Below are 21,723 nucleotides of genomic sequence, written 5' to 3'. Positions count from 1 at the left end.
GATCATGTCACTGCGTACCCTCGACTCGTTGGGTTCGCTCGCTGGTAAGCGGATCATCGTCCGTGCTGACCTCAACGTCCCCTTGCGGGACGGGGTCATCACGGACGATGGTCGCGTACGGGCGACGCTTCCCACTCTCAACGCCCTGATCGATCAGGGCGCTCGTTTGATTGTTTGCTCACACCTCGGACGCCCCGACGGTGAGCCAAATCCGAAATACAGTCTCGAACCCGTGGCGCAGCGCCTCTCCGAGCTGCTGGGGAAGCCAATTGCTTTTGCGCGGGACACCGTAGGCGAGTCCGCGGCTGAGGCTGTCGCAGCTCTCGAAGACGGAGACGTCACCGTCATCGAGAATCTGCGGTTCAACCCCGGCGAGACCTCGAAGGATGCAGACGAGCGACGCGCTTTCGCCCGGCAGCTCGCTGGACTTGGCGACGCTCTCGTTTCGGATGGTTTCGGTGTCGTTCATCGAAAGCAAGCGAGCGTCTTCGAGCTCGCAGAGATCCTGCCGTCGGCTGCCGGCTTCTTGATCGAAAAAGAGGTCGAGGTCCTCGATCGCCTAACCGAGAACCCCGAGCGTCCGTACGCGGTCGTGCTGGGAGGATCGAAGGTTAGCGACAAGCTCGGAGTGATCGAGCATCTTCTTCCGCGAGTCAACACGATCCTCGTTGGTGGCGGCATGATGTTCACGTTCCTCGCCGCTCAGGGACACTCCGTGGGTGCCAGCTTGCTGGAGAAAGACCAACTCGAAACGGTTCGCGGCTACATTGCTGACGCGAAAGCACGCGGCGTGGAGATTGTCCTTCCCGTGGACGCCGTTGTGGCGGCATCGTTTGCGGCTGACGCAGACCATGTCGTTGCGGACGCGGACGCGCTTGAGGCAACGCCGTTCGGCGCATCGGGACTCGGCCTGGATATCGGACCGCGCACGGCTGAGCTGTTTGCAGACGTCATCCGCCGGTCAAAGACCGTGTTCTGGAATGGTCCGATGGGCGTGTTCGAGATGGAAGCCTTCGCGGCCGGAACAAAGACGGTCGCTGGGGCGCTCACCGAAGTAGACGGCCTCAGCGTCGTCGGTGGCGGCGACTCGGCAGCAGCGGTACGCCAGCTCGGCTTCGAAGATGCGGCATTCGGCCACATCTCTACCGGAGGCGGTGCAAGCCTCGAATTCCTCGAGGGCAAGAAACTCCCCGGATTGGAAGTACTCGGATGGTCGTAAGCAGAAAGCCGCTTATTGCGGGTAACTGGAAGATGAACCTCGATCATCTTCAGGCGGTCGCTCTCGTGCAGAAGTTGCACTGGGCTCTCAAAGACGCGAAGCACGAATCTGACACAGTCGAGGTTGCGGTCTTTCCTCCGTTTACCGATCTGCGCACAGTGCAGACGCTGGTAGATGCCGACAAGATTCCATTCGCACTCGGCGCGCAGGACGTTTCCTCACACGATTCCGGTGCGTACACCGGTGAAGTCTCGGGAGCATTTCTTGCGAAGCTCGATTGCGAGTACGTGATCATCGGGCATTCTGAGCGACGCGAGTATCACAACGATAACGATGAGGTTGTAGCCAGCAAGGTGCAAGCCGCACTGCGTCATGGCGTCGTTCCCGTCATTTGCGTGGGAGAGACGGCCGAAGATCTCGAGAAGTTCGGTGCGAGCGCCGTCCCGGTCGGTCAGTTGCAGGCTGCGTTGGAGAACGTACCGGCAGCGGCCGACATCGTGGTGGCATACGAGCCGGTGTGGGCCATTGGCTCAGGTCAAGCTGCGACGCCTGAACAAGCTCAGGAAGTGTGCGCGACACTGCGCGCGGTCGTGGCCGACAAGCTTGGCACCGAAGCAGCGGAGCGCACGCGTGTGCTCTACGGCGGGTCTGTAAAGTCCAACAACATCGCGAGCTTCATGCGTGAACCTGACGTTGATGGCGCGCTCGTCGGAGGCGCGAGTTTGGTCGCCGACGAGTTCGCAGCAATTATCCGATTCCAGAAGCACGTCGGAGTTTGACGTCGAGCGATCTGTGACCGGAGAAATCTGGTCACAGATCGCGACACGTCTACCCGTATACTTGAAAACCGTGCGCTTCGACGGGTGCGTACTGAAAGGCCGAAAAGACTGTGCAGATCCTCGAGTTCGTCCTCCAGGTGCTTCTAGGCATCACGAGCCTCTTGCTGACCCTTCTCATCCTGCTCCACAAGGGGCGCGGTGGGGGTCTCTCCGACATGTTCGGCGGGGGTATGAGCTCAGCGTTGGGGTCATCCGGCCTCGCCGAGCGTAACCTCAATCGCTTCACTGTGATCCTCGCGCTCGCGTGGTTCACCTCCATCGTGGCCCTCGGCCTCATCACCAAGTTTCAAGGGATCTAACCATGGCAACTGGGGGAAACGCTATTCGTGGCACGCGGGTCGGGGCGGGCCCGATGGGCGAGCAAGATCGCGGTTTTCAGGCGGATCGCGTCTCAATCTCGTACTGGGACGCGCTCGGTAACGAGACCGTGCGACATTTTGCTGCCGGTATTGCAGAAGAAGAGATTCCAGAAACGATTGATTCCCCACACTCCGGGCTCCCCGCTGGGCGCGATCGTGCGAATCCACCAGCACTCTCACGGAACGAGCCATACAAGACACACTTGGCATACGTCAAAGAGCGTCGCAGCGATGAAGAAGCAGAGACGCTTCTCGGCGATGCATTGCAACAGCTTCGCGAACGTCGCGGGCAGCCGAGCTGACCAGTACTAACTGTGTAAAAGAGAAGAGCGGATGCCATGAGGTATCCGCTCTTCTCTTCGGTACAACAGTCGAACTAATATTCTCCGTCGATGAGTTCGGGCGGTACCTGCGAGGCCGCTGCTTCGTCGACGAAGAATGCCGTGCGACGGCGGCCCTTGGCGCCGGCTGCAGGAACGCTCTCGTAACTAGCACCGGCTAAAGCGAGACCGAGTGCTGCCGCCTTATCTGGCCCAGACATCACGAGCCACACGCGTTTTGCTGAATTGATCACAGGTCTAGTCAAGCTGACGCGGTTTGGTGGCGGCTTCGGGGAGTCGCGAACCGCGACAGTCGCGCGATCAGTCACCTGAATTTCGGCCCGATCTGGGAAGAGAGACGCGATGTGCGCATCTGGTCCAACGCCCAAAAAGCAGATATCGAAGGCTGGCCAAGCGTGCTCTGCCGTTGCGAACTGCGCGAGCTCCTCGGCATACGCTGCAGCTGCCGCGTCGATATCCTCCCCGGAATCCGTCGACGCTACCGCGTGGATATTGGACGCGGGGATGTCGATCGCGTCGAGAAAAGCGGCACGTGCTTGAACATCATTGCGGTCAGCATCAGTTGAGGACACAAACCTCTCGTCGCCCCACCAGAAGTGAACCTTGGACCAGTCGATTTGCTGGGAGAGCGGATTGTTCGCAGCGGCTGCCAAGACAGCTCCACCCATCGAGCCACCCGTCAGCACAATGTGCGCAAGCCGATCACCCTCGATACGACGCACAACGCGATTGAGGAACTTCTTTGAGACCATTGCCGCAAGGTGCGCGGCATCGGGGCTAATGATGACGCGTTTCTCGCTGACAGTACTTGTCATGTCATTCCTCCGTGGGCGGGGTCGACAGAAGATCCCACCCGTCCGTGATGACTCGACCGTAAAGGATGTCGGGGTCGAGGCTTCGTAGCTCTTCTGCCAGGCACTCACGCAGTGTACGACGCGGGAACGCGAGATCGTGGCTGGGCTGACCGGGTTGGGTCAAAACAGCAGTTACCGCGTCTGGACGTTCCAACAGCGTGTCGCCACTTTCCCGTGTGAGTCGCACGGACTTGATGCCACTGGCCCACTCATCGGTCGGGAGATAGCGCCACACCACCGGGACGTCGAGTTTTAACCGGAGCCATGCGGCCAGAAGGGGTGTGGATGGTGAATCAGCGGCGCCGAGAACTTCAACCTCGGTTACCGGCTCGAACGGTGGCTGATCGAGGACTGCGGCGAGCTGCTCGCGCCAGCGCGTGATCCGGGTCCAAGCGAAATCAGTGTCACCAGGGCTGTAGTGGGCGCCGAGAGCGCCAACCCATGCCGAAGGATCCGGCTGCGTGGCGGCATCCGTAATGCGGCGCTGGGCAATCTTGCCGATCGATGAGCGCGAGGGCTGATCCGGCGTCTGTGTGGGCCACCAAGCGACCACAGGAGCATCGGGAAGGAGTAGCCCCGTCACCAGACTCTCGGCGTTGGATCCGGTCGCCCCGTGGGCGCTTAGAAGAACGACCTCGCTTGCGCCGGCGTCTCCACCCACTCGAATTTGAGCGTCGAGTCGGGGTTCTTCATCGCTTTCACCGATCATGAGCACGATGACACGCATGGGGTGCTCTCGCGACGCATCATTCGCCGCCTCGATTACTTCTTCCTCAGCACCGTGACGAGTCACAATGATCAACGTGAGAACTCGGCCGAGCGCAACAGCGCCACCCTCTTCGCGCACGCTAACGAGTGCGCGCGTAATTTTACTCACGTTCGTGTCGGGCATATCGACGATCATGGACGCCTCCAGGTTCGGCCGTCACGGGCGAGGAGTTCATCGGCTGCCGCCGGACCCCACGAGCCCGGGGAATATTGTTCAAGAGGTCCGCTTTGTGCGCTCCAGAACTCTTCGATGGGATCGAGTATCTTCCAGCTCAGCTCGACCTCTTCGTGTCGCGGAAACAGGGGAGGATCGCCCAAAAGTACGTCGAGAATCAAGCGTTCGTAAGCCTCGGGGCTAGCCTCCGTGAACGCATGTCCGTATCCGAAGTCCATCGTCACATCGCGCACTTGGGTGCCGGCTCCGGGAACTTTGGAGCCGAAGCGAATCGTGACGCCCTCATCAGGCTGAACACGGATGACAAGCGCATTTTGTCCCAGACCGGATGTCTGGCTTCGGCTAAAGAGGTGTTCCGGAGATCGTTTGAAAACGACTGCGATCTCCGTCACTCGACGACCGAGGCGTTTGCCGGCACGCAGGTAGAACGGCACACCAGCCCAACGTCGAGTGTTGATTTCTAGCTTGATGGCGGCATACGTTTCGGTTGCCGATTCTGGGTCCATGCCGTCCTCTTCGAGGAAGCCGGGCACGTGTTCACCACCCTGCCAGCCACCGGCATACTGGCCTCGTGCCGTCGCCTCCGAGAGATCCTCCGGCAACGAGACTGCCGCAAGCACCTTCTCTTTCTCAGCACGCAAATCTGCTGCGTTGAAAGTAATCGGCTCTTCCATCGCGGTCAAGGCGAGAAGCTGCAGCAGGTGGTTCTGTATTACGTCGCGCGCTGCGCCGATTCCGTCGTAGTATCCCGCGCGGCCACCGACGCCGATGTCCTCGGCCATCGTGATCTGCACGTGATCGACGTAGTTGCGGTTCCAGAGCGGCTCGTAGAGTTCGTTTGCGAAACGAAGCGCCAGGATGTTCTGCACGGTCTCTTTGCCGAGGTAGTGATCGATGCGGAAAATCGAGTCGGCAGGGAATGCGGTTCGAAGTGAGTCGTTGAGCTCACGTGCCGACGCAAGGTCGTGTCCGAACGGTTTCTCGATGACGACTCGTCGCCAGCCCTCCGGATTGTCCGCTGTTTCGTCGACCAGACCAGAATCTTTTAGCTGTTTCGCCACTTCAGCGAAACCCTTGGGGGGTATCGACAGGTAATAGGCATGGTTGCCCATCGTCCCGCGTTCCACGTCGAGCTTTTCGACTGTTTCCCGAAGGCGACGGAATGCTTCCGGATCACCGAATTCGCCAGAAACAAAACGGATTCCCTGAAGAAGTTGCTGCCAGGTCTCGTCTCGGAACTCTGTGCGTGCGTGCTCTTTGACAGCGTCGTACACCACATTCGCAAAGTCCTGATCCTCCCAGTCGCGTCGGGCGAATCCGACAAGTGCGAAGCCGGGTGGAAGGAGACCACGGTTGGCAAGATCGTACACAGCAGGCATCAGCTTCTTGCGGGACAGATCTCCTGTCACACCGAAGATGACGAGAGCGCTTGGGCCCGCAATGCGATTAAGACGCCGATCGTCGGGGTCGCGCAACGGATTGTTACCCCGCGAAATTTCTACCACCATCAGCAACTGCTCCTACTGGGCCGCTTCGAATAAAGAGAGAACATCGGCTTGCGGATCTGTCAGCGTCAAAGTCACGACTGGGCGTCCATGATCGTTCGCCAGAACCGCTTCGTCGCCCGCAGCTTGAGCGCGGATCAACTCGCCGAACGTAAAGGACTGTCCGGGTACTTCGAGATCGACGTCGGTGTTCTCGAGAATCTGCAAGAACACCCCGTTTGCCGGCCCGCCCTTGTGGAACTGCCCGGTTGAGTGAAGAAAACGGGGACCCCATCCGAACGTCGTCGGACGACCGGAGTCAGCAGCCACGAGCTCGCGTAGCCCTTGAATCTGTGAGAGTTCAAGGCGGTTGACATATGCCTGAACCGCTACGTATCCGTCAGCTGGGACGAGCTTCCAAAGGGCTTCGAGCACACCCGATATCGTCCCGGACGCCGCAAGCTCGGGATCTGACACACGAACTTCTACACCATCGAGTGCGAAGGCGGGTGTTGTCGGCGCGGGGCGCGCATCCAAGAGACCTCGAGTTGCGGACTTGGCTGACTCGACATCTGGCTGGTCGAAGGGGTTGATTCCTAGAATGCGGCCTGCGACTGCCGTGGCGTACTCCCACACCACGAACTGTGCGCCAAGCGAACCACTAACGAGAATCTCACCCTCGTGGTGAGCGAAAAGATGAAACTCATGTGCTTCGCCAACGAGTCTCACGATTTGGAGATCGGCAGGCTTGCTCTCTAGTTCGGGGGAGACAGGCAGGAGTACAACGGGAAGGATGCCGGTTCCGCCTTTGCCGGTGGACTCTGCGACCAGCTGTTCGATCCAGTCGGGGAGCCCGATGATGTGCGTGCCGTCGGTTACCAGACCGAGTTTGTCGCGCCGAGGCTCGCCGCCGGCGATAGCTGCTGCGAGCACGAGGGCTGGGTTGTCGGGGGAGTCGATTGCAACTTCAAGGAGCGTTGCATCTGCTTCATCGAGCAATTCGCTGATGTCGACGCCTGCAAGGCCCGCGGGGACGAGCCCGAACGCAGTGAGTGCCGAGTAACGTCCGCCAACGGTCGGATCGGCATTAAAGACGGTGTAGCCCTCGGCCCGGGCGGCCGTATCCAAGGGAGAACCCGGATCGGTTACGACGATGATTCGTTCGGCGGGATCGATTCCAATGTCGCGGAATGCGACTTCAAAAGCCCGTTTCGCCGAATCGGTCTCGACGGTCGAGCCCGACTTCGATGAGACAACGAGCGCAGTCTGTGCCAAACCCCCAGCTTCGGCGTCACCATCGATCGCAGCGAGCACCTGACCTGGCGCGGTGGAATCGAGAATGACCAGTGGGACGCCAGCAGTCTGAGCGATGACCTCTGGCGCGAGCGATGAGCCGCCCATCCCCGCGAGGACGATACGGGCGACACCGCGGCCTCGCAGCACCTCCCGTAGCGACTCAATCTCCGCGACGAGCGGGCGGGAAACGCTGACAGCGTTTACCCACCCGAGTCGACGAGAAGCTTCATCTTGCGCTGCGGTTCCCCACAGCGTGTCATCTTGGGCGGTGATGCCCGAAGCGACAAGGGAGGCGACGAGGCCCGGAAGTGTACGGTCAACAACCGACTTCACGTGCCCCGTCAATTTGAGCTCAAAGCTCATCAGTTTCCCTCGGTTGCGCCGCTCAGCGCGGTTGCGACGGTTTCTTGCAACTCGTGCCACGAGACGATGAACTTTTCGACACCCTCGTCCTCAAGTACCTGGGTGACGTCGTTGAAGTCGACTCCAACGGATGCCAACTGGTCGAAGACGCTGTGCGCGTTTGCGTAGTTGCCGGTGATCGTGTCGCCAGCAATGGTTCCGTGGTCGAACGTGGCCTCGAGTGTCTTCTCCGGCATCGTGTTGACGGTTCCCGCCGTTACGAGCTCTGTGACGTACAGAGTGTCGGGAAGCGCTGGGTCTTTCACGCCGGTCGAGGCCCAGAGTGGGCGCTGAGCATTCGCTCCAGCCGCCAGCAAATCCGTCGCTCGTGGCGTCGCGAACTCGCGCTCGTAAAGCTCGAAGGCAAGACGTGCGTTCGCGATGCCAGCCGCGCTCTTGAGTGATGTGGCGGCGTCCGTGCCAATTGCCGTCAGGCGCTTGTCAACTTCGGTGTCGACACGCGACACGAAGAAAGATGCGACCGAGTGGATCGTCGAAAGATCGATACCAGCAGCCTTGGCCTTTTCGAGACCAGCGAGGTAAGCGTCGATAACAGCAGCGTGGCGTTCGAGACTGAAGATCAGTGTGACGTTGACGCTGATACCCGCACCGATTACTTCGGTGATTGCGGGCAGGCCAGCTTTGGTCGCAGGGATCTTGATCAGAGCGTTGGGGCGATCGACCTTTGCCCACAGTTTTTTCGCCTCGGAGATCGTTGCCTCGGTGTCGTGTGCAAGGTCGGGGGAGACCTCGATCGACACCCGGCCGTCGACTCCACCAGTCGCATCGAATACCGGTCGGAAGATGTCCGATGCTGCTTGTACGTCGTCTGTCGTGATCTCGAAGATCGCGGTATCAACGCTTGCGCCAGCGGCGGAGAGAGCGTTCACCTGCTCTTGATACGCCTCACCTTTTGCGAGCGCGCCCGCGAAAATGGTGGGGTTTGTCGTCACTCCGCTGACGTTGCGCTGAACGATCAACCCCTGGAGGTTGCCCGTCGAAATACGTTCGCGTGAAAGGTCATCGAGCCAGATGCTGACGCCCGCTGCTGCAAGTTGTTCGGTGGGGGTACTCATGCGTTCTCCTTAAGAGTTTCGCGTGCCGCTTCAACAACGGCTTCGGTTGTGATGCCGAATTTTTGGAAAAGTGTTTTGTAATCAGCCGAAGCGCCGAAGTGCTCGATCGATACTGAGCGCCCACGGTCGCCGACAATTCCGCGCCAGCTCAGCGCGGTACCCGCTTCAACGGAAACACGAGCAGTTACGGATGCCGGAAGAACGCTTTCGCGGTAGGCATCATCTTGATCGGCGAACCACTCCAGTGAAGGCGCCGAAACGACACGAGCGTTCACGCCTTCGCTCTTCAGCTCCTCACGTGCGTTGACTGCGAGCTGCACTTCGGATCCGGTCGCGATCAAAATGACGTCGGGCTTTCCATTGGGTGCTTCCGCGAGCACGTAAGCGCCCTTCGCTGCTTCGGAAGCCGAAGCGAAGGTATCTCCTGACGCCACTCCGTCGCCGCGTTCGAAGACCGGGATGTTCTGGCGCGTGAGCGCGATTCCGGAAGGCCCAGCGTGACGGCGCAGCATTTCAAGCCAGACTTCGGCTGTTTCATTTGCGTCCGCGGGGCGAACGAGTGCGAAGTTGGGAATGGCGCGCAGCGCCGCGATCTGTTCGATCGGCTGGTGCGTGGGGCCGTCTTCGCCCAAAGCGACAGAATCGTGAGTCCAGACAAAGATCGACGGAACATTCATGAGCGCCGCCAGCCGCACGGGTGGACGCATGTAGTCGCTGAAAATGAGGAACGTTCCACCGAAGGCACGGGTAGGGCCGTGGAGAACGATTCCGTTGATGATGGCGCCCATGGCGTGCTCGCGAATACCGAAGTGGAGCACTCGGCCGTAGGGGCTTCCACTCCACTCGTGCGTTGACCATTCCTCAGGAATGAACGAGGGTGCGTTCTTGATGGTCGTCAGGTTCGACTCGGCGAGGTCAGCGGAGCCTCCCCACAGCTCAGGCAACTGTTCCGCGAGAGCGTTGATGACCTGGCCAGATGCTGCGCGGGTGGATACATCTTTACCCGCGGCGAATGTCGGCAGCGCAGATTCGATGTCGGCCGGAAGCTCGCGAGCCTGCAGACGATCGAACAGGGCCTTGCGCTCGGGGTTCGCAACAGCCCATTCGTCGAAGGCTTTCTGCCACGTTTCGCGTTCGTTTGAAGCGCGCTCGGCAAGCGAACGTGTTCGGATGAGCACTTCCTCGTCGACCTCGAACGACTTTTCGGGATCGAAGCCAAGGACCTCTTTTGTAGCCTTCAGCTCGTCTGCGCCGAGGGCCGAGCCGTGGATCTTGCCACTGTTCTGCTTGCCCGGAGCGGGCCATCCGATGATCGTCTTCAGGATGATGATGGATGGTTTCGAGCTTTCGCCCTTCGCTGCTTCGATCGCCGCGTATAGGGCTGCGGCATCCTCGATGTACTGGCCTGTCTTCTTCCAGTCCACGGTCTGAACGTGCCAGCCGTATGCTTCGTAGCGCTTCGCGACGTCTTCGGTGAAGGCGACATTCGTGTCATCTTCAATCGAGATCTGGTTGGAGTCGTAAATGACAACCAGATTTCCCAGCTGCTGGTGGCCAGCGAGCGAGGATGCTTCGCTCGTGACGCCTTCTTCGAGGTCGCCGTCGGAGGCGATCACGTAGACGAAGTGATCAAACGGGCTCTTGCCTGCCGCAGCATCTGGATCGAAGAGGCCGCGCTCGTAGCGCGCGGCGTACGCGAATCCGACCGATGAGGAAAGCCCCTGGCCGAGTGGACCCGTCGTCATTTCCACACCCTTGGTGTGGCCGTACTCGGGGTGTCCGGGGGTAAGCGAGCCCCAGGTGCGCAGAGCTTTGAGATCGTCGAGTTCGAGTCCGAAACCGCCGAGATAAAGCTGAACGTACTGCGTCAAGGACGAGTGGCCGGCCGAGAGAATGAAGCGGTCGCGCCCTGGCCAATGCGGGTCGGCTGGATCGTGGCGAAGCACGCGCTGGTACAGGAGATAGGCGGCTGGCGCCAAGCTCATGGCCGTACCAGGGTGGCCGTTTCCCACTTTCTCGACGGAATCCGCCGCGAGTACGCGAGCTGTGTCCACAGCGCGCTGGTCAATCTCGTCCCATTGCAGTTCCGACACCCGGACCACCTTTCCTAAAGAAGAGGGAGCGCGCCTGACGCATCCGTTATTCCCGCGCGCCGGAGCGACGGAGGAGAAATCGGGATTGCGCGAGCTGCGCCTGTGATTTCAGCATAGCGACCGCGCTCCGGTTGAGGGGTTCGCGTCGTGCCTAGCTCCGTAATATTCTCCCGCTTAGTGTGAGAGCTGGGTAGTCGTGCCAGCCCCGAAGCGCGATGCAATAGACTTGGACAGACTTTGTAACAGCCGATAGTGGGGACGATGGACATCACGACGACGTCGGCAATCGAGGCATCAGCTGGTTCCTCTTTTGGGCGAAAAATTGGCGCGTATGTCGCGCTCACCAAGCCTCGTGTGCTCGAGCTTCTTCTTGTCACGACCGTGCCCGTGATGATTCTCGCGGAACGCGGGCTTCCGAACCTTTGGCTCGTGCTCGCGACCGTCATCGGCGGTTCCATGAGTGCCGGCGCTGCAGCGACGTTCAATATGTATCTCGACCGGGACATCGACGCACATATGCAGCGCACGATAAATCGACCTCTCGTCACGGGAGAAGTGACCCCGCGAGGCGCGCTCGTTTTCGCTTGGACGCTCACAGTTTTTTCGACCGTGTGGCTCCTCGTCACGACGAACTGGCTCGCCGCGACGTTGTCGGCGGCCGCAATCTTCTTCTACGTCGTCATCTATACGATCCTGCTGAAGCGGCGCACCGAGCAGAACATCGTCTGGGGCGGCATCGCTGGCTGTTTTCCAGTGGTCATCGGATGGTCCGCAGTCACTGGCACGCTTTCTTGGAGCGCCGTCATCTTGTTCGTCCTCGTTTTTCTCTGGACCCCGCCGCACTATTGGCCGTTGTCGATGAAGTACAAGGCTCAGTACGACGAAGTTGACGTTCCGATGCTCGGTTCCACCCGCTCCGGGTCTCAGGTCGGTCTGCAGGTCATTCTCTATGCGTGGGCAACAATTGCTTGTTCGTTGCTTCTCATCCCAGTCGCGCAGATGGGTCTTGTTTACAGCGTTTCTGCACTCGTCTTCGGTGGTTGGTTCATTTACGAGTCTCACCGGTTGTACGCAAGAGCGGTGCTCGGAATTGAGCCGCGTCCGATGCGTGTATTCCATGCGTCGATCACTTATTTGACGTTGCTGTTCGTCGCTATCGCGATCGATCCTCTGCTTCCTTTTTAGCAAGCCACGACAACGAAAAAGAGTGTGTCCCCGCAAGCGGGCGACACACTCTTTTTCGTTAGCGAAAGTCGCGAAGCGTTAGCGCTGGGTCGTGGCGGCGTCGGACTCGACGACCGGAGCGGTGGTGTCGTCGGCAACATCATCGGTTACGACGGGCTCGGAGACCGGTTCTTCGACGATTTCAACGACTTCGACAGCAGCGGGAGCGGTTGTCGAGAACACCGAGCGCGCTACGGCGAGGGCGAGGGCTGCAACGAGGCCGATAAGACCCGCAGCAACGAAGGCAGCCGCGAAGGCTACCCACGCCTGGCCGGCATAAACCTCGACACCCGTGGCTGTTCCGTCGGCGAGCGTTGCTGTCATGATCGACAGCTTGTCGACTGTCAACCACGCGCCGTAGGCAACTGCCGCGATCGACGCGATGACAAGCACCCAGTAGGGAATGCTGCGATACAAACGGGGACGGTTGTTCATTTAAGGCCTCTCATGGGTGTGGTCGGCGCATTCCGCCGACGCATGTTTTCTATGTTCACTGCCGCGATGTAGCGGCATCGATGGATCAGCTATGCATTTACTGTGCGTTACGCATTCACTGTCATCTGCTCGCGGCCCCGAGTTCGTCGGGCTGCTTGACATGCATTGCGACCGCGACCATGGCAGCGACAAGGACCATCGCGAGAACCATGTGGATGTTGACCAACACGATAGGAAGTCCCGTTCGAGCCTGCCACAAACCCACCGCGATCTGCATTACCTCGGTGGCCAAGAGAAGCGCAGTCCACAACCGCAATCGGAGCGTGGGAGGTGTGCGCCACGCTCCCGCCAGCAGGACAAGCGTGAGGGCAAGCGTCACGTACGCCGGCCAGGAGTGGACATGCTGCATGAATGCGGGATCCAAGCCATTTCGACTTGCACCGCCGTCACCAGAGTGCGGTCCAGATCCCGTGACGAGCACTCCGACGACGACAGTTACGGCTACCGCAAAGCTTGTGAAATGCACTGTGAGTGAGTACCAGTTGGGTACTGTTCTGACCCGCGGTCCCGGACTGGCATAGACCCGCGTGACGAACACGGCTGAGAATGCCACAAGGATTGCGGATGCTACGTAGTGCAGTCCGACAACGTAGGGGTTGAGATTCGAAAGCACAGTGATGCCGCCAATGATGGCCTGGAGCGGAATGTAGAGCCCGATCACAAGTGAGAGCCAGAAGAGATCGCGGCGCTGCCGACGCATGCGCACGACAAGCAAAAACGTCACTATCGCGACGATGACGAGCACGAACGTCAGAAGCCGGTTGCCGAATTCGATGACGCCATGAATACCCATTTCCTCGGTCGCTACGAAAGAACCTTCTGTGCACCGCGGCCACGTCGGGCACCCCAAGCCTGAACCAGTGAGGCGCACGAGGCCTCCGGTGCCGACGATCCCCACCTGCACGATGAGCGTGACCCATGCAGCAGCAATGACTCGTTTGTCGACACGCGCGGGAAGCCAGCGGGCGAGGCGACGCCACTTTGACATTGTTGAGGGAGATGTGGGCTGCGCGGACATCGCGTCTTGCCTCCTGAGGGTGCGCTCTGCGCAGCGCGCCGAGCGATAACGGCGGCCCGGCGAAGGGGCGTTACCTGTAGAATCGGTGGTGTCGGGATGCAACGCAAACGCGTTCCGCATCGAAGACAGTCTAGGCGCGTCGAAGCCAGCGCCGAATGAGCGGTCCCACTAGCGGTATTCCCCTTCGCACTCCACAGAAGGTAAGGAATGCCGGCACGGCTGAAACCGTTGGGTACCGAAAGGAGAGTGAGACGCAATGTCTGATGTGCTTATCGATCGGCCAGAACTCGATGGACTTGGAGTCTACGAGTTCGGGTGGCACGACGCCGACGCGGCTGGAATGAGCGCCAAGCGAGGTATTAACGACCTCGTTGTGCGGGATATTTCCGCCCTCAAAAACGAACCTCAATGGATGTTGAAGAATCGCCTCAAAGGACTTCAGCTCTTCGGGAAGAAGCCGATGCCCACGTGGGGTGCAGATCTCAGCGCGATCGACTTCGACAACATCAAGTACTTCGTCCGCTCAACCGAGAAGCAGGCGCAAAGCTGGGAAGACCTCCCCGAGGATATTCGGAATACCTACGAGAAGTTGGGTATTCCGGAGGCAGAGCGGCAGCGGCTGGTCGCCGGTGTCGCGGCTCAGTACGAGTCAGAGGTCGTCTACCACCAGATCCGAGAGGACCTGGAAGAGCAGGGCGTCATCTTCATGGACACCGACACGGCGTTGCGTGAACACCCGGAATTCTTCGAAGAGTATTTCGGTTCGGTAATCCCCGCCGGTGACAACAAATTTGCGGCGCTGAACACGGCAGTCTGGTCGGGCGGCTCTTTCGTTTACGTGCCCCCGGGCGTCCACGTCGAAATTCCGCTTCAGGCCTATTTCCGAATCAACACCGAGAACATGGGTCAGTTCGAGCGCACGCTGATCATCGCCGACGAGGGCTCCTACGTGCACTACATCGAAGGGTGCACGGCTCCTATTTACAAGAGCGACTCATTGCACTCCGCTGTCGTGGAGATCATCGTCAAGAAGAACGCGCGCGTGCGCTATACAACGATTCAGAACTGGTCCAACAACGTCTACAACCTGGTGACCAAACGAGCCGTTGCACACGAGGGTGCCACTATGGAGTGGGTCGATGGAAACATCGGTTCCAAGGTGACGATGAAGTACCCCTCGATCTTCCTTATGGGAGAGCACGCTAAGGGCGAGACGCTCTCAGTGGCGTTCGCCGGACCGGGCCAGCATCAAGATGCCGGCGCGAAAATGATTCACATGGCGCCATACACCCAGTCATCCATCGTTTCGAAGTCCATTGCTCGCGGTGGTGGCCGGGCCGGATATCGCGGCGAAGTGCGCGTGGATGCGAATGCACACCACTCGGCGAATACTGTGCGATGCGATGCCCTTCTTGTGGATTCGATTTCGCGAAGTGACACGTACCCCGCAATCGACATTCGCGTCGATGATGTTCAGCTCGGACATGAGGCGACCGTCTCGAAGGTCAGCGAGGAACAGCTTTTCTATCTGATGAGCCGGGGCCTGGACGAGGCCGAAGCTATGGCCATGATCGTGCGAGGGTTCATCGAACCGATTGCACGGGAGCTCCCGATGGAATACGCACTCGAACTTAACAAGCTCATTGAGATGGGCATGGAAGGATCCGTCGGCTGATGAGTTCTGCCATTCAGACCCCCGTGAATGCAGCGGAGGGTCATATCGATCCTGCCGCGGCGTTCGTGCCGGTTCAAACGCGATCAGAACGTCCCACGTCGTTCGATCCTGAGGATTTCGGAATTCCTACTGGCCGCGAGGTCAACTGGAAGCACACCCCGCAACAAGTTCTCGAACCTCTCCTGCGCGATGAAGCCGATGAGTTGGAAGCCGTCACTATCACGGTGAACGCCCCGAGCGTCGTGAACGTAGGCCGGCTCGCGTCGAGTGAGTTGCCGCGGGGCGAGTTCTTCGTCCCGGAGGACCGTGTTTCTGCTGTGACCTGGAAACAGGACAAGAGCGCGACGCACATTAGCATCCCCAATGGTGTCGAAATCGGCGAGCCAGTAGTCCTTACAGTGCAGGGACACGGCGGCCTGGCGCACGCGCACATCGTTATTGAAGCTGAGCCGCAGTCCCGGGCAAAAGTTGTTCTTCGCCACCACGGAAGTCTTGCGTTCGGTGAGAACGTAGAGATTATCGTTCGTGACGGTGCTCACCTAGAGGTCGTTTCGGTGCAGCAGTGGGACGATGACGCAGTACACGCGGCATCCCATCAAGCACGTGTCGATCGTGATGCAACACTTCGTCACACCATCGTCAGCTTCGGGGGAGCAGTGACCCGCGTGAACCCGAGCTTGCAGCTCTCGGGGTCAGGCTCCGCCGGTGAGATGTTCGGGTTGAGCTATGCCGACGCCGGTCAGCACCTCGAAAGTCAGGTTTACCTGCACCATAAGGGTGCCCAGACACGCGGAGATGTTCTCTTCAAGAGCGCGCTCCAGGGCACTGCTGCCCGGACGGTGTGGATCGGTGATGTGCTCATCGGCGCCGAAGCTACCGGCACCGACTCGTATGAGGCCAACCGCAACCTCGTTCTGACCGAGGGTGCGCGGGCGGATTCGATCCCGAACCTCGAGATCGAAACAGGTGACATTCGTGGCGCAGGACACGCGAGCGCTACCGGCAGGTTCGATGACGAGCAGTTGTTCTACCTGCAAGCCCGAGGAATTTCAGAGGAAGAAGCACGACGCCTCGTTGTGATGGGCTTCCTCACCGAAATCGTGCAAAAGATCGGCATCGACTCGCTCGAAGCCGAACTCATGACGGCAATCGAGGCCGAACTGACACGAGAGGTCGTTCAATGACCGCGACTCGCGTGTGCGCGCTGAGCGAGCTTGAACAAGACGCTGCCACGCGTGTGGAGGTCGATGGTGTTGCCATCGCCGTTGTGCTCGATAGCGCTGGCGAGGTACACGCGATCGGAGACGTGTGCACTCACGGCGACATATCTCTGGCCGACGGATTCGTCGAAGGCGAAACCCTCGAGTGCTGGGCTCACGGTTCGGCGTTCTCGCTGCGCACTGGAAAGCCCCTCAACCTACCCGCGTATGAGCCGGTACCCGTATACGCCGTCTTAATCGACGGCGACGATGTGCTCATCGATCCCACTGTGAAGAAGGAAATCTGATGTCTGTCCTCGAGATCCGCGACCTGCACGTCACGGTCGACACGGAAGAAGGAACCACGCCCATCCTTAATGGCGTCACGCTCACCCTCCGTACGGGTGAGACGCACGCCATCATGGGCCCGAACGGTTCTGGTAAATCAACTCTGGCGTACACGATCGCCGGCCACCCAAAGTACACCGTGACAAGCGGGACAATCACCCTCGATGGTGAAGACGTGCTGGCCATGACTGTTGACGAGCGTGCGCGTGCTGGACTGTTTCTCGCCATGCAGTACCCGGTGGAGATCCCCGGTGTGACGGTGACGAACTTCCTTCGCACCGCGAAGACCGCCATTGACGGTGAGGCCCCCTCGATTCGCACGTGGACCAAAGATGTGAAGCAGTCGATGAAGGGGCTTCGGATGGATCCGAAGTTCGCCTCGCGCAACGTTAACGAGGGCTTCTCGGGCGGAGAGAAGAAGCGTCACGAGATTCTCCAGCTCGAATTACTGAAGCCGCGGTTCGCAGTACTCGATGAAACCGACTCGGGCCTCGATGTGGATGCGTTGAAGATCGTGTCCGAAGGCGTCAACCGTGCAAAAGAAGAGACGGGCCTCGGCGTGCTTCTCATCACGCACTACACGAGGATTCTCAAGTACATCACCCCCGACTACGTCCACGTGCTCGTCGCGGGACGCGTTGCTGAAGAGGGTGGCCCAGAGCTAGCAGCGCGACTTGAAGACGAGGGTTACGACCGCTTTCTCGAGCCTGTAGTCGATGCGGAAGCGTAAGATCGCATCATGACGGCGACACTTAGCCCGGATAAGTTTGACGAGGTCACCGAGTCCCTGAAGGACGTCATGGATCCCGAACTTGGGATCAATGTAGTGGATCTCGGCCTGATCTACGATCTCGCCTGGGATGACGAGAACGATGCTCTCGTCATCCATATGACGCTCACGTCGGCTGGGTGCCCTCTGACGGACGTGCTCGAAGAGCAAACGGCACAGGCTCTCGACAATGTCGTAGAGCGATTCCGAATCAATTGGGTATGGATGCCGCCGTGGGGGCCCGAACGCATCACGGATGATGGTCGAGACATGATGCGTGCACTCGGGTTCTCTATTTGAATCTGTATAAATCAAAAAGAAGGTGGGCCTCCAGCGTTTCCTGAAGGCCCACCTTCTTTTCGTACGGGGAGACGCGGCGGCTTTGGCCGCAGTAGCTGACCTCGGAGATGCCGGTGGAGCGTGCGCTCTACTGTCTCGCTTATAGTAGAGGGCTGGCCATCGGTCACTCTTGTTCCCTTCCCCTTAAAAGAAATGGACGATCACTGTGCTCGCGGTGCACGATCTAGAAATTCGCGTGGGCGCCCGCGTGCTGATGTCAGACGTCTCTTTCCGAGTGTCAGACGGCGACAAGATTGGACTCGTCGGTCGAAACGGCGCCGGCAAGACCACGTTGACCAAAGTTTTGGCCGGTGATCTGCTTCCGGCCGACGGGAGCGTGGAGCGCCGTGGCGAACTGGGATACCTTCCTCAGGATCCACGCTCTGGTGATCCTGAGATGCTCGCGAGGACACGTATCCTCGACGCGCGTGGGCTCGGAACGATTTCTCTGGGAATGGTCGAGGCATCGCTTGCGATGGCGGACGAAGATCCTGATGTAGCGGATCGCGCCATGCGTCGGTACGGCAACCTGATGGAGCGCTTCGAGTCACTCGGCGGCTATACCGCCGAAGCTGAGGCCGCTTCGATCGCACACAACCTCTCGCTTCCCGACCGTATTCTCGATCAACCGCTGAAGACTCTCTCGGGTGGTCAACGCCGTCGCATCGAGCTTGCACGCATCCTGTTTTCTGACGCTCAAACGATGATTCTCGACGAGCCGACTAACCACCTTGATGCCGATTCCGTCGTGTGGCTTCGTGAGTTCCTCAAGGGTTACAAGGGTGGGCTGATCGTGATTAGTCACGATGTTGAGCTCGTCGGTGAGACGGTAAATCGAGTCTTTTACCTTGATGCGAATCGTCAAATCATCGACGTGTACAACATGAACTGGAAGAACTATCTCCGCCAGCGTGTTGCTGACGAAGAGCGGCGCAAGAAAGAGCGCGTCAACGTTGAGAAGAAGGCAACTGCGCTTCAGCTTCAGGCCGCAAAGTTTGGCGCAAAGGCTTCGAAGGCTGCTGCTGCGCACCAGATGGTCGCGCGAGCAGAGAAGATGCTCTCCGGCCTCGATGATGTGCGCCAGGACGAACGGGTCGCAAAACTTCGCTTTCCGAAACCAGCAGCGTGCGGAAAGACGCCGCTCATGGCGTCCGGACTTTCGAAGTCTTACGGATCGCTCGAGATCTTTACGGACGTCGATCTCGCAATCGACCGCGGCTCGAAAGTTGTCGTGCTCGGACTCAACGGTGCGGGTAAGACCACTCTTTTGCGAATTCTTGCCGGCGTCGATGCCCCCGACACCGGTCAGCTCGAGCCGGGCCATGGGCTGAAGATCGGTTATTACGCGCAGGAGCACGAGAACCTTGACGTCAATCGGTCTGTGCTTGAGAACATGATGTCTTCCGCGCCGGATATCACTGCGACAGAAGCCCGCAAAGTGCTCGGTTCGTTTCTCTTCACGGGCGATGATGTGCTGAAACCCGCGGGTGTTCTCTCCGGTGGCGAGAAGACTCGTTTGTCGCTGGCAACGCTTGTCGTCTCCTCGGCCAATATGTTGCTTCTCGATGAGCCGACAAACAACCTTGACCCGGCTTCACGTGACGAGATTCTCGGCGCGCTCGCTCACTACGAGGGTGCTGTTGTTTTGGTATCTCACGATGCAGGTGCTGTAGAGGCGTTGAACCCGGAACGCGTGCTCATCCTGCCTGACGGCGTCGAAGATATTTGGGGCCGCGACTACGTGGACCTCATCACTCTCGCGTAGTTAGCGCACGTGGTCGAGGAGAGCATCCTCGTCGTCCATGTCTTGATCGCGCCCACGGGTGAAAATAGCGCGACGGGGTCGACCTTGAACCGGCTCGTCGTCTTCGGGGTCATCGTCTTCGTCTTCGTCTTCGCGGCGGTGGCGCAACTCAGTGCGAATGATGTAACCGATGAAGATGAATCCCATGATGGCGAACAGTATCCACTGCACAGCGTAAGACAGGTAGGGCCCAGGGTCATCGGATGGGGAATCGATCGAATTCGGTGATGTTGCTGGCGCCGGCTCTTCTGAATCCATCAAGAGATAGGCGCTGGTATCAATGTCCGCGTCGAGCATCTCATCGATAAGCTCGAGGTTTATCGTCGGCACCTGACCTTCCGGAGCCGATCGTCCTGATGTCGGAAGGGCTTCTCCCTCGCGAATGCGAGCAGTGACCGTAACCTCGCCGGTCGGCGCTTCTGGAATATCCTCCGGAAGCGCCCCTTCTCCGGGTGGTACCCATCCACGATCGACGAGGAAAACTCTGCCGTCTTCCAACTGGAACGGCACCAGTACTTCAAAAGCCGAGGTACCCCCGCGTGCGCGATTTCTCACGAGCAACTGTTCGTTCTGGATGTATCGCCCCTGAAGAGTGACGGGATGCCACTCGTCTCCCGCCGTAAAGACGTCCGGTTCCGGGATCATCTCTTCGACCGGCACCGCGTCGGCGTCATAGTTCAATTCGACGAGCGCGAGCTCCGCGCTTCTCGCGGAATTTCGGCTGAACTGCCAGTGAGACAAAAAGGCACAAACGATCGCGAAGACAATCGCGATCGCGACGTAACCGGTCCAACGCCATCGGGTGCGGGCGGCTGGACTCAGGGTGCTGCTCATGCTATTTCACCTGCAGGTTTTACGAGTGAATCGACTTCGACGGGAAACGCTCGATTCGAAAGATAGTCGCGAAGAAAAGGCATATGTTCACTACAAGCGACCCACGTTTTGCGGCGGTCTGCGTCGTGAATTCGCGGGTTGCGCCAGTCAATTCGCCACATAGCGGGCTCGCGGCAACCGGCGCGCGAGCACGTGACATCACCTGTCACGTCACTTGTCACGTTGGATTCTCCGGGTTTTTTGGGGACTCAGTGATTCGGAATACTGCTGGCGCTTCAGCTTGTGGCGTGGGCTTCTCGCTCTCCGCTGCAAGCTCTCGGTCAGGAAGCTCTCGTTCGGGGACGTCTGATTCTCGGCCGACGTTCGCGATGATAACCGCCACGTAGGGCAAAAAAACCGCTCCCACTGCGAAAACCCACGTGTACCAGCCGAACGGCGTGATTGTCGCCATCAAAATGAAGCAGATCACGCGAATAACCATCATCACGAGATACCGCGTGTTTCGAGCGTCAGAGTCCTCGCGAGGGGCGCGCGGCAGCGACGTAGCGGATTGGGTTTTCGGCGAAGGTTTCACGGTGCATCCAGCCTACGCCGGTGCACCGCTACCACGGGTTAAGAGTAGTAACCGTTAGAGGTAGAAGCGGCGATGCCGATGGCGAAGACAAAGAAGATCAAGAACCCCACGATGACCAACGCCCAGATTCCCACTCCGACCCAACCGATGATCGTCCCCGAGAGTGCGAGTGCGCGCCCGGATTCACCGCTGCTCTTGAGCTGTTTGAGGGAGATGTGACCAGTGATAACGGCCACGATGGATGCGATAAGCGGGAGCACGAACATTCCGACGAGTGACGAGACGAAAGCGATGATGGCCATTGAATTCATCGGAGGCTGCGCCTGGTATGCATAGCCGGGCGTTTGATAGGGCGCCGGCGGTGCGTACATGTCGGGAGTCGGGGGAGTCGGTGGGACCGGCGAACCCGCGCTGTAATCGGGCTGTCCGCTGTTGGGGTCGGAATTGCTCACGGGACTTCCCTTTCGTCGTTTCTCTCAGATTCGCAGTGTGAGCATCAGGTGTCAAACCTTGGCTCTGTAGGCTTAGCGGACCCACC

The 21,723-nt window shown here is 59.3% G+C and carries 22 protein-coding genes; 11 read left to right on the top strand and 11 right to left on the bottom strand.

The window, feature by feature from the left end; genetic code table 11:
• Window positions 1–4: 4 nt before the first annotated feature.
• From G6N83_RS00835 to G6N83_RS00820, 4 genes are all read left to right on the top strand, one after another.
• The gene (locus G6N83_RS00835; protein WP_165138371.1) at window positions 5–1,219 is read left to right on the top strand and encodes a phosphoglycerate kinase; all 1,215 of its coding nucleotides are present in this window, start codon (window positions 5–7) and stop codon (window positions 1,217–1,219) included.
• Window positions 1,210–1,998: a triose-phosphate isomerase gene (gene tpiA / locus G6N83_RS00830; RefSeq protein ID WP_165138369.1), complete on the top strand. Its 789-nt coding sequence runs from the start codon at window positions 1,210–1,212 to the stop codon at window positions 1,996–1,998. The genes G6N83_RS00835 and tpiA overlap by 10 nt, the downstream gene beginning before the upstream one ends.
• Window positions 1,999–2,108: 110 nt before the next feature.
• Window positions 2,109–2,357: a preprotein translocase subunit SecG gene (gene secG, locus G6N83_RS00825; RefSeq protein WP_165138367.1), complete on the top strand. Its 249-nt coding sequence runs from the start codon at window positions 2,109–2,111 to the stop codon at window positions 2,355–2,357.
• A 2-nt stretch (window positions 2,358–2,359) separates the two neighbouring features.
• Window positions 2,360–2,719, top strand: a complete 360-nt coding sequence (locus G6N83_RS00820; RefSeq protein ID WP_165138365.1) for an RNA polymerase-binding protein RbpA — start codon at window positions 2,360–2,362, stop codon at window positions 2,717–2,719.
• Between the two features lie 74 nt (window positions 2,720–2,793).
• Here G6N83_RS00820 and pgl read toward each other — a convergent pair whose 3' ends face one another.
• Genes pgl through tkt form a run of 6 tightly spaced genes read right to left on the bottom strand, consistent with a single transcriptional unit; the run spans window position 2,794 to window position 10,906 of the window.
• Window positions 2,794–3,573: a 6-phosphogluconolactonase gene (pgl, locus tag G6N83_RS00815; RefSeq protein WP_165138363.1), complete on the bottom strand. Its 780-nt coding sequence runs from the start codon at window positions 3,571–3,573 to the stop codon at window positions 2,794–2,796.
• Window position 3,574: 1 nt separating this feature from the next.
• Window positions 3,575–4,516 (bottom strand): glucose-6-phosphate dehydrogenase assembly protein OpcA, encoded by a 942-nt coding sequence (locus G6N83_RS00810; protein WP_165138361.1) that lies wholly within the window; start codon window positions 4,514–4,516, stop codon window positions 3,575–3,577.
• Window positions 4,513–6,063 (bottom strand): glucose-6-phosphate dehydrogenase, encoded by a 1,551-nt coding sequence (zwf, locus tag G6N83_RS00805; RefSeq protein WP_165138359.1) that lies wholly within the window; start codon window positions 6,061–6,063, stop codon window positions 4,513–4,515. The genes G6N83_RS00810 and zwf overlap by 4 nt, the downstream gene beginning before the upstream one ends.
• 12 nt (window positions 6,064–6,075) lie before the next feature.
• A complete protein-coding gene (locus G6N83_RS00800) occupies window positions 6,076–7,698 on the bottom strand; it encodes a glucose-6-phosphate isomerase (RefSeq protein WP_165138357.1) in 1,623 nt (540 codons plus the stop codon).
• Window positions 7,698–8,813, bottom strand: a complete 1,116-nt coding sequence (gene tal / locus G6N83_RS00795; RefSeq protein ID WP_165138355.1) for a transaldolase — start codon at window positions 8,811–8,813, stop codon at window positions 7,698–7,700. Before tal ends, G6N83_RS00800 begins: the two co-directional genes overlap by 1 nt.
• On the bottom strand, window positions 8,810–10,906 hold the full coding sequence (gene tkt / locus G6N83_RS00790) for a transketolase (protein ID WP_165138353.1): 2,097 nt from the start codon (window positions 10,904–10,906) through the stop codon (window positions 8,810–8,812). Before tkt ends, tal begins: the two co-directional genes overlap by 4 nt.
• A gap of 261 nt (window positions 10,907–11,167) precedes the next feature.
• Here tkt and G6N83_RS00785 point away from each other — a divergent pair, with 261 nt between their 5' ends.
• Window positions 11,168–12,091: a heme o synthase gene (locus tag G6N83_RS00785; RefSeq protein WP_165138351.1), complete on the top strand. Its 924-nt coding sequence runs from the start codon at window positions 11,168–11,170 to the stop codon at window positions 12,089–12,091.
• A gap of 78 nt (window positions 12,092–12,169) precedes the next feature.
• Here the strand turns inward: G6N83_RS00785 and G6N83_RS00780 are convergent, their stop codons facing one another.
• Complete coding sequence (locus G6N83_RS00780; RefSeq protein ID WP_165138349.1) at window positions 12,170–12,565, bottom strand: dinucleotide-utilizing enzyme; 396 nt, start codon at window positions 12,563–12,565, stop codon at window positions 12,170–12,172.
• Between the two features lie 121 nt (window positions 12,566–12,686).
• Complete coding sequence (locus tag G6N83_RS00775) at window positions 12,687–13,643, bottom strand: COX15/CtaA family protein (RefSeq protein ID WP_165138347.1); 957 nt, start codon at window positions 13,641–13,643, stop codon at window positions 12,687–12,689.
• 256 nt (window positions 13,644–13,899) lie between these two features.
• Here G6N83_RS00775 and sufB point away from each other — a divergent pair, with 256 nt between their 5' ends.
• The 6 genes from sufB (at window position 13,900) to G6N83_RS00745 (ending at window position 19,738) form a co-directional block, all read left to right on the top strand.
• Window positions 13,900–15,318, top strand: coding sequence for a Fe-S cluster assembly protein SufB (sufB, locus tag G6N83_RS00770; protein WP_165138344.1), 1,419 nt, complete (start codon window positions 13,900–13,902; stop codon window positions 15,316–15,318).
• Window positions 15,318–16,502, top strand: coding sequence for a Fe-S cluster assembly protein SufD (sufD, locus tag G6N83_RS00765; RefSeq protein ID WP_165138342.1), 1,185 nt, complete (start codon window positions 15,318–15,320; stop codon window positions 16,500–16,502). Before sufB ends, sufD begins: the two co-directional genes overlap by 1 nt.
• Window positions 16,499–16,825 (top strand): non-heme iron oxygenase ferredoxin subunit, encoded by a 327-nt coding sequence (locus G6N83_RS00760; protein WP_165138339.1) that lies wholly within the window; start codon window positions 16,499–16,501, stop codon window positions 16,823–16,825. The genes sufD and G6N83_RS00760 overlap by 4 nt, the downstream gene beginning before the upstream one ends.
• Window positions 16,825–17,595 carry a Fe-S cluster assembly ATPase SufC gene (gene sufC, locus G6N83_RS00755; protein WP_165138337.1) on the top strand — a complete coding sequence of 257 codons (771 nt, stop codon included), beginning with the start codon at window positions 16,825–16,827 and terminating at the stop codon, window positions 17,593–17,595. Before G6N83_RS00760 ends, sufC begins: the two co-directional genes overlap by 1 nt.
• 9 nt (window positions 17,596–17,604) lie before the next feature.
• Window positions 17,605–17,934 carry a metal-sulfur cluster assembly factor gene (locus G6N83_RS00750; protein WP_165138335.1) on the top strand — a complete coding sequence of 110 codons (330 nt, stop codon included), beginning with the start codon at window positions 17,605–17,607 and terminating at the stop codon, window positions 17,932–17,934.
• 205 nt (window positions 17,935–18,139) lie between these two features.
• Entirely contained in the window at window positions 18,140–19,738 is a 1,599-nt protein-coding gene (locus G6N83_RS00745; RefSeq protein WP_165138333.1) for an ABC-F family ATP-binding cassette domain-containing protein, read from the top strand.
• Here the strand turns inward: G6N83_RS00745 and G6N83_RS00740 are convergent, their stop codons facing one another.
• The 3 genes from G6N83_RS00740 to G6N83_RS00725 form a co-directional block, all read right to left on the bottom strand.
• Window positions 19,739–20,611 (bottom strand): SURF1 family cytochrome oxidase biogenesis protein, encoded by an 873-nt coding sequence (locus G6N83_RS00740; RefSeq protein ID WP_165138331.1) that lies wholly within the window; start codon window positions 20,609–20,611, stop codon window positions 19,739–19,741. It abuts the gene before it with no gap.
• Between the two features lie 217 nt (window positions 20,612–20,828).
• Window positions 20,829–21,185 (bottom strand): DUF3099 domain-containing protein, encoded by a 357-nt coding sequence (locus G6N83_RS00730; RefSeq protein ID WP_165138329.1) that lies wholly within the window; start codon window positions 21,183–21,185, stop codon window positions 20,829–20,831.
• Between the two features lie 38 nt (window positions 21,186–21,223).
• Window positions 21,224–21,637, bottom strand: a complete 414-nt coding sequence (locus G6N83_RS00725; protein WP_241246236.1) for a DUF4190 domain-containing protein — start codon at window positions 21,635–21,637, stop codon at window positions 21,224–21,226.
• Window positions 21,638–21,723: the final 86 nt, after the last annotated feature.

The organism is Microbacterium endophyticum, from assembly GCF_011047135.1.
Taxonomy (GTDB): domain Bacteria; phylum Actinomycetota; class Actinomycetes; order Actinomycetales; family Microbacteriaceae; genus Microbacterium; species Microbacterium endophyticum.
The sequence above is the reverse complement of the archived record's forward strand: the minus strand, read 5'-3'. Positions and strand labels throughout refer to the sequence as shown.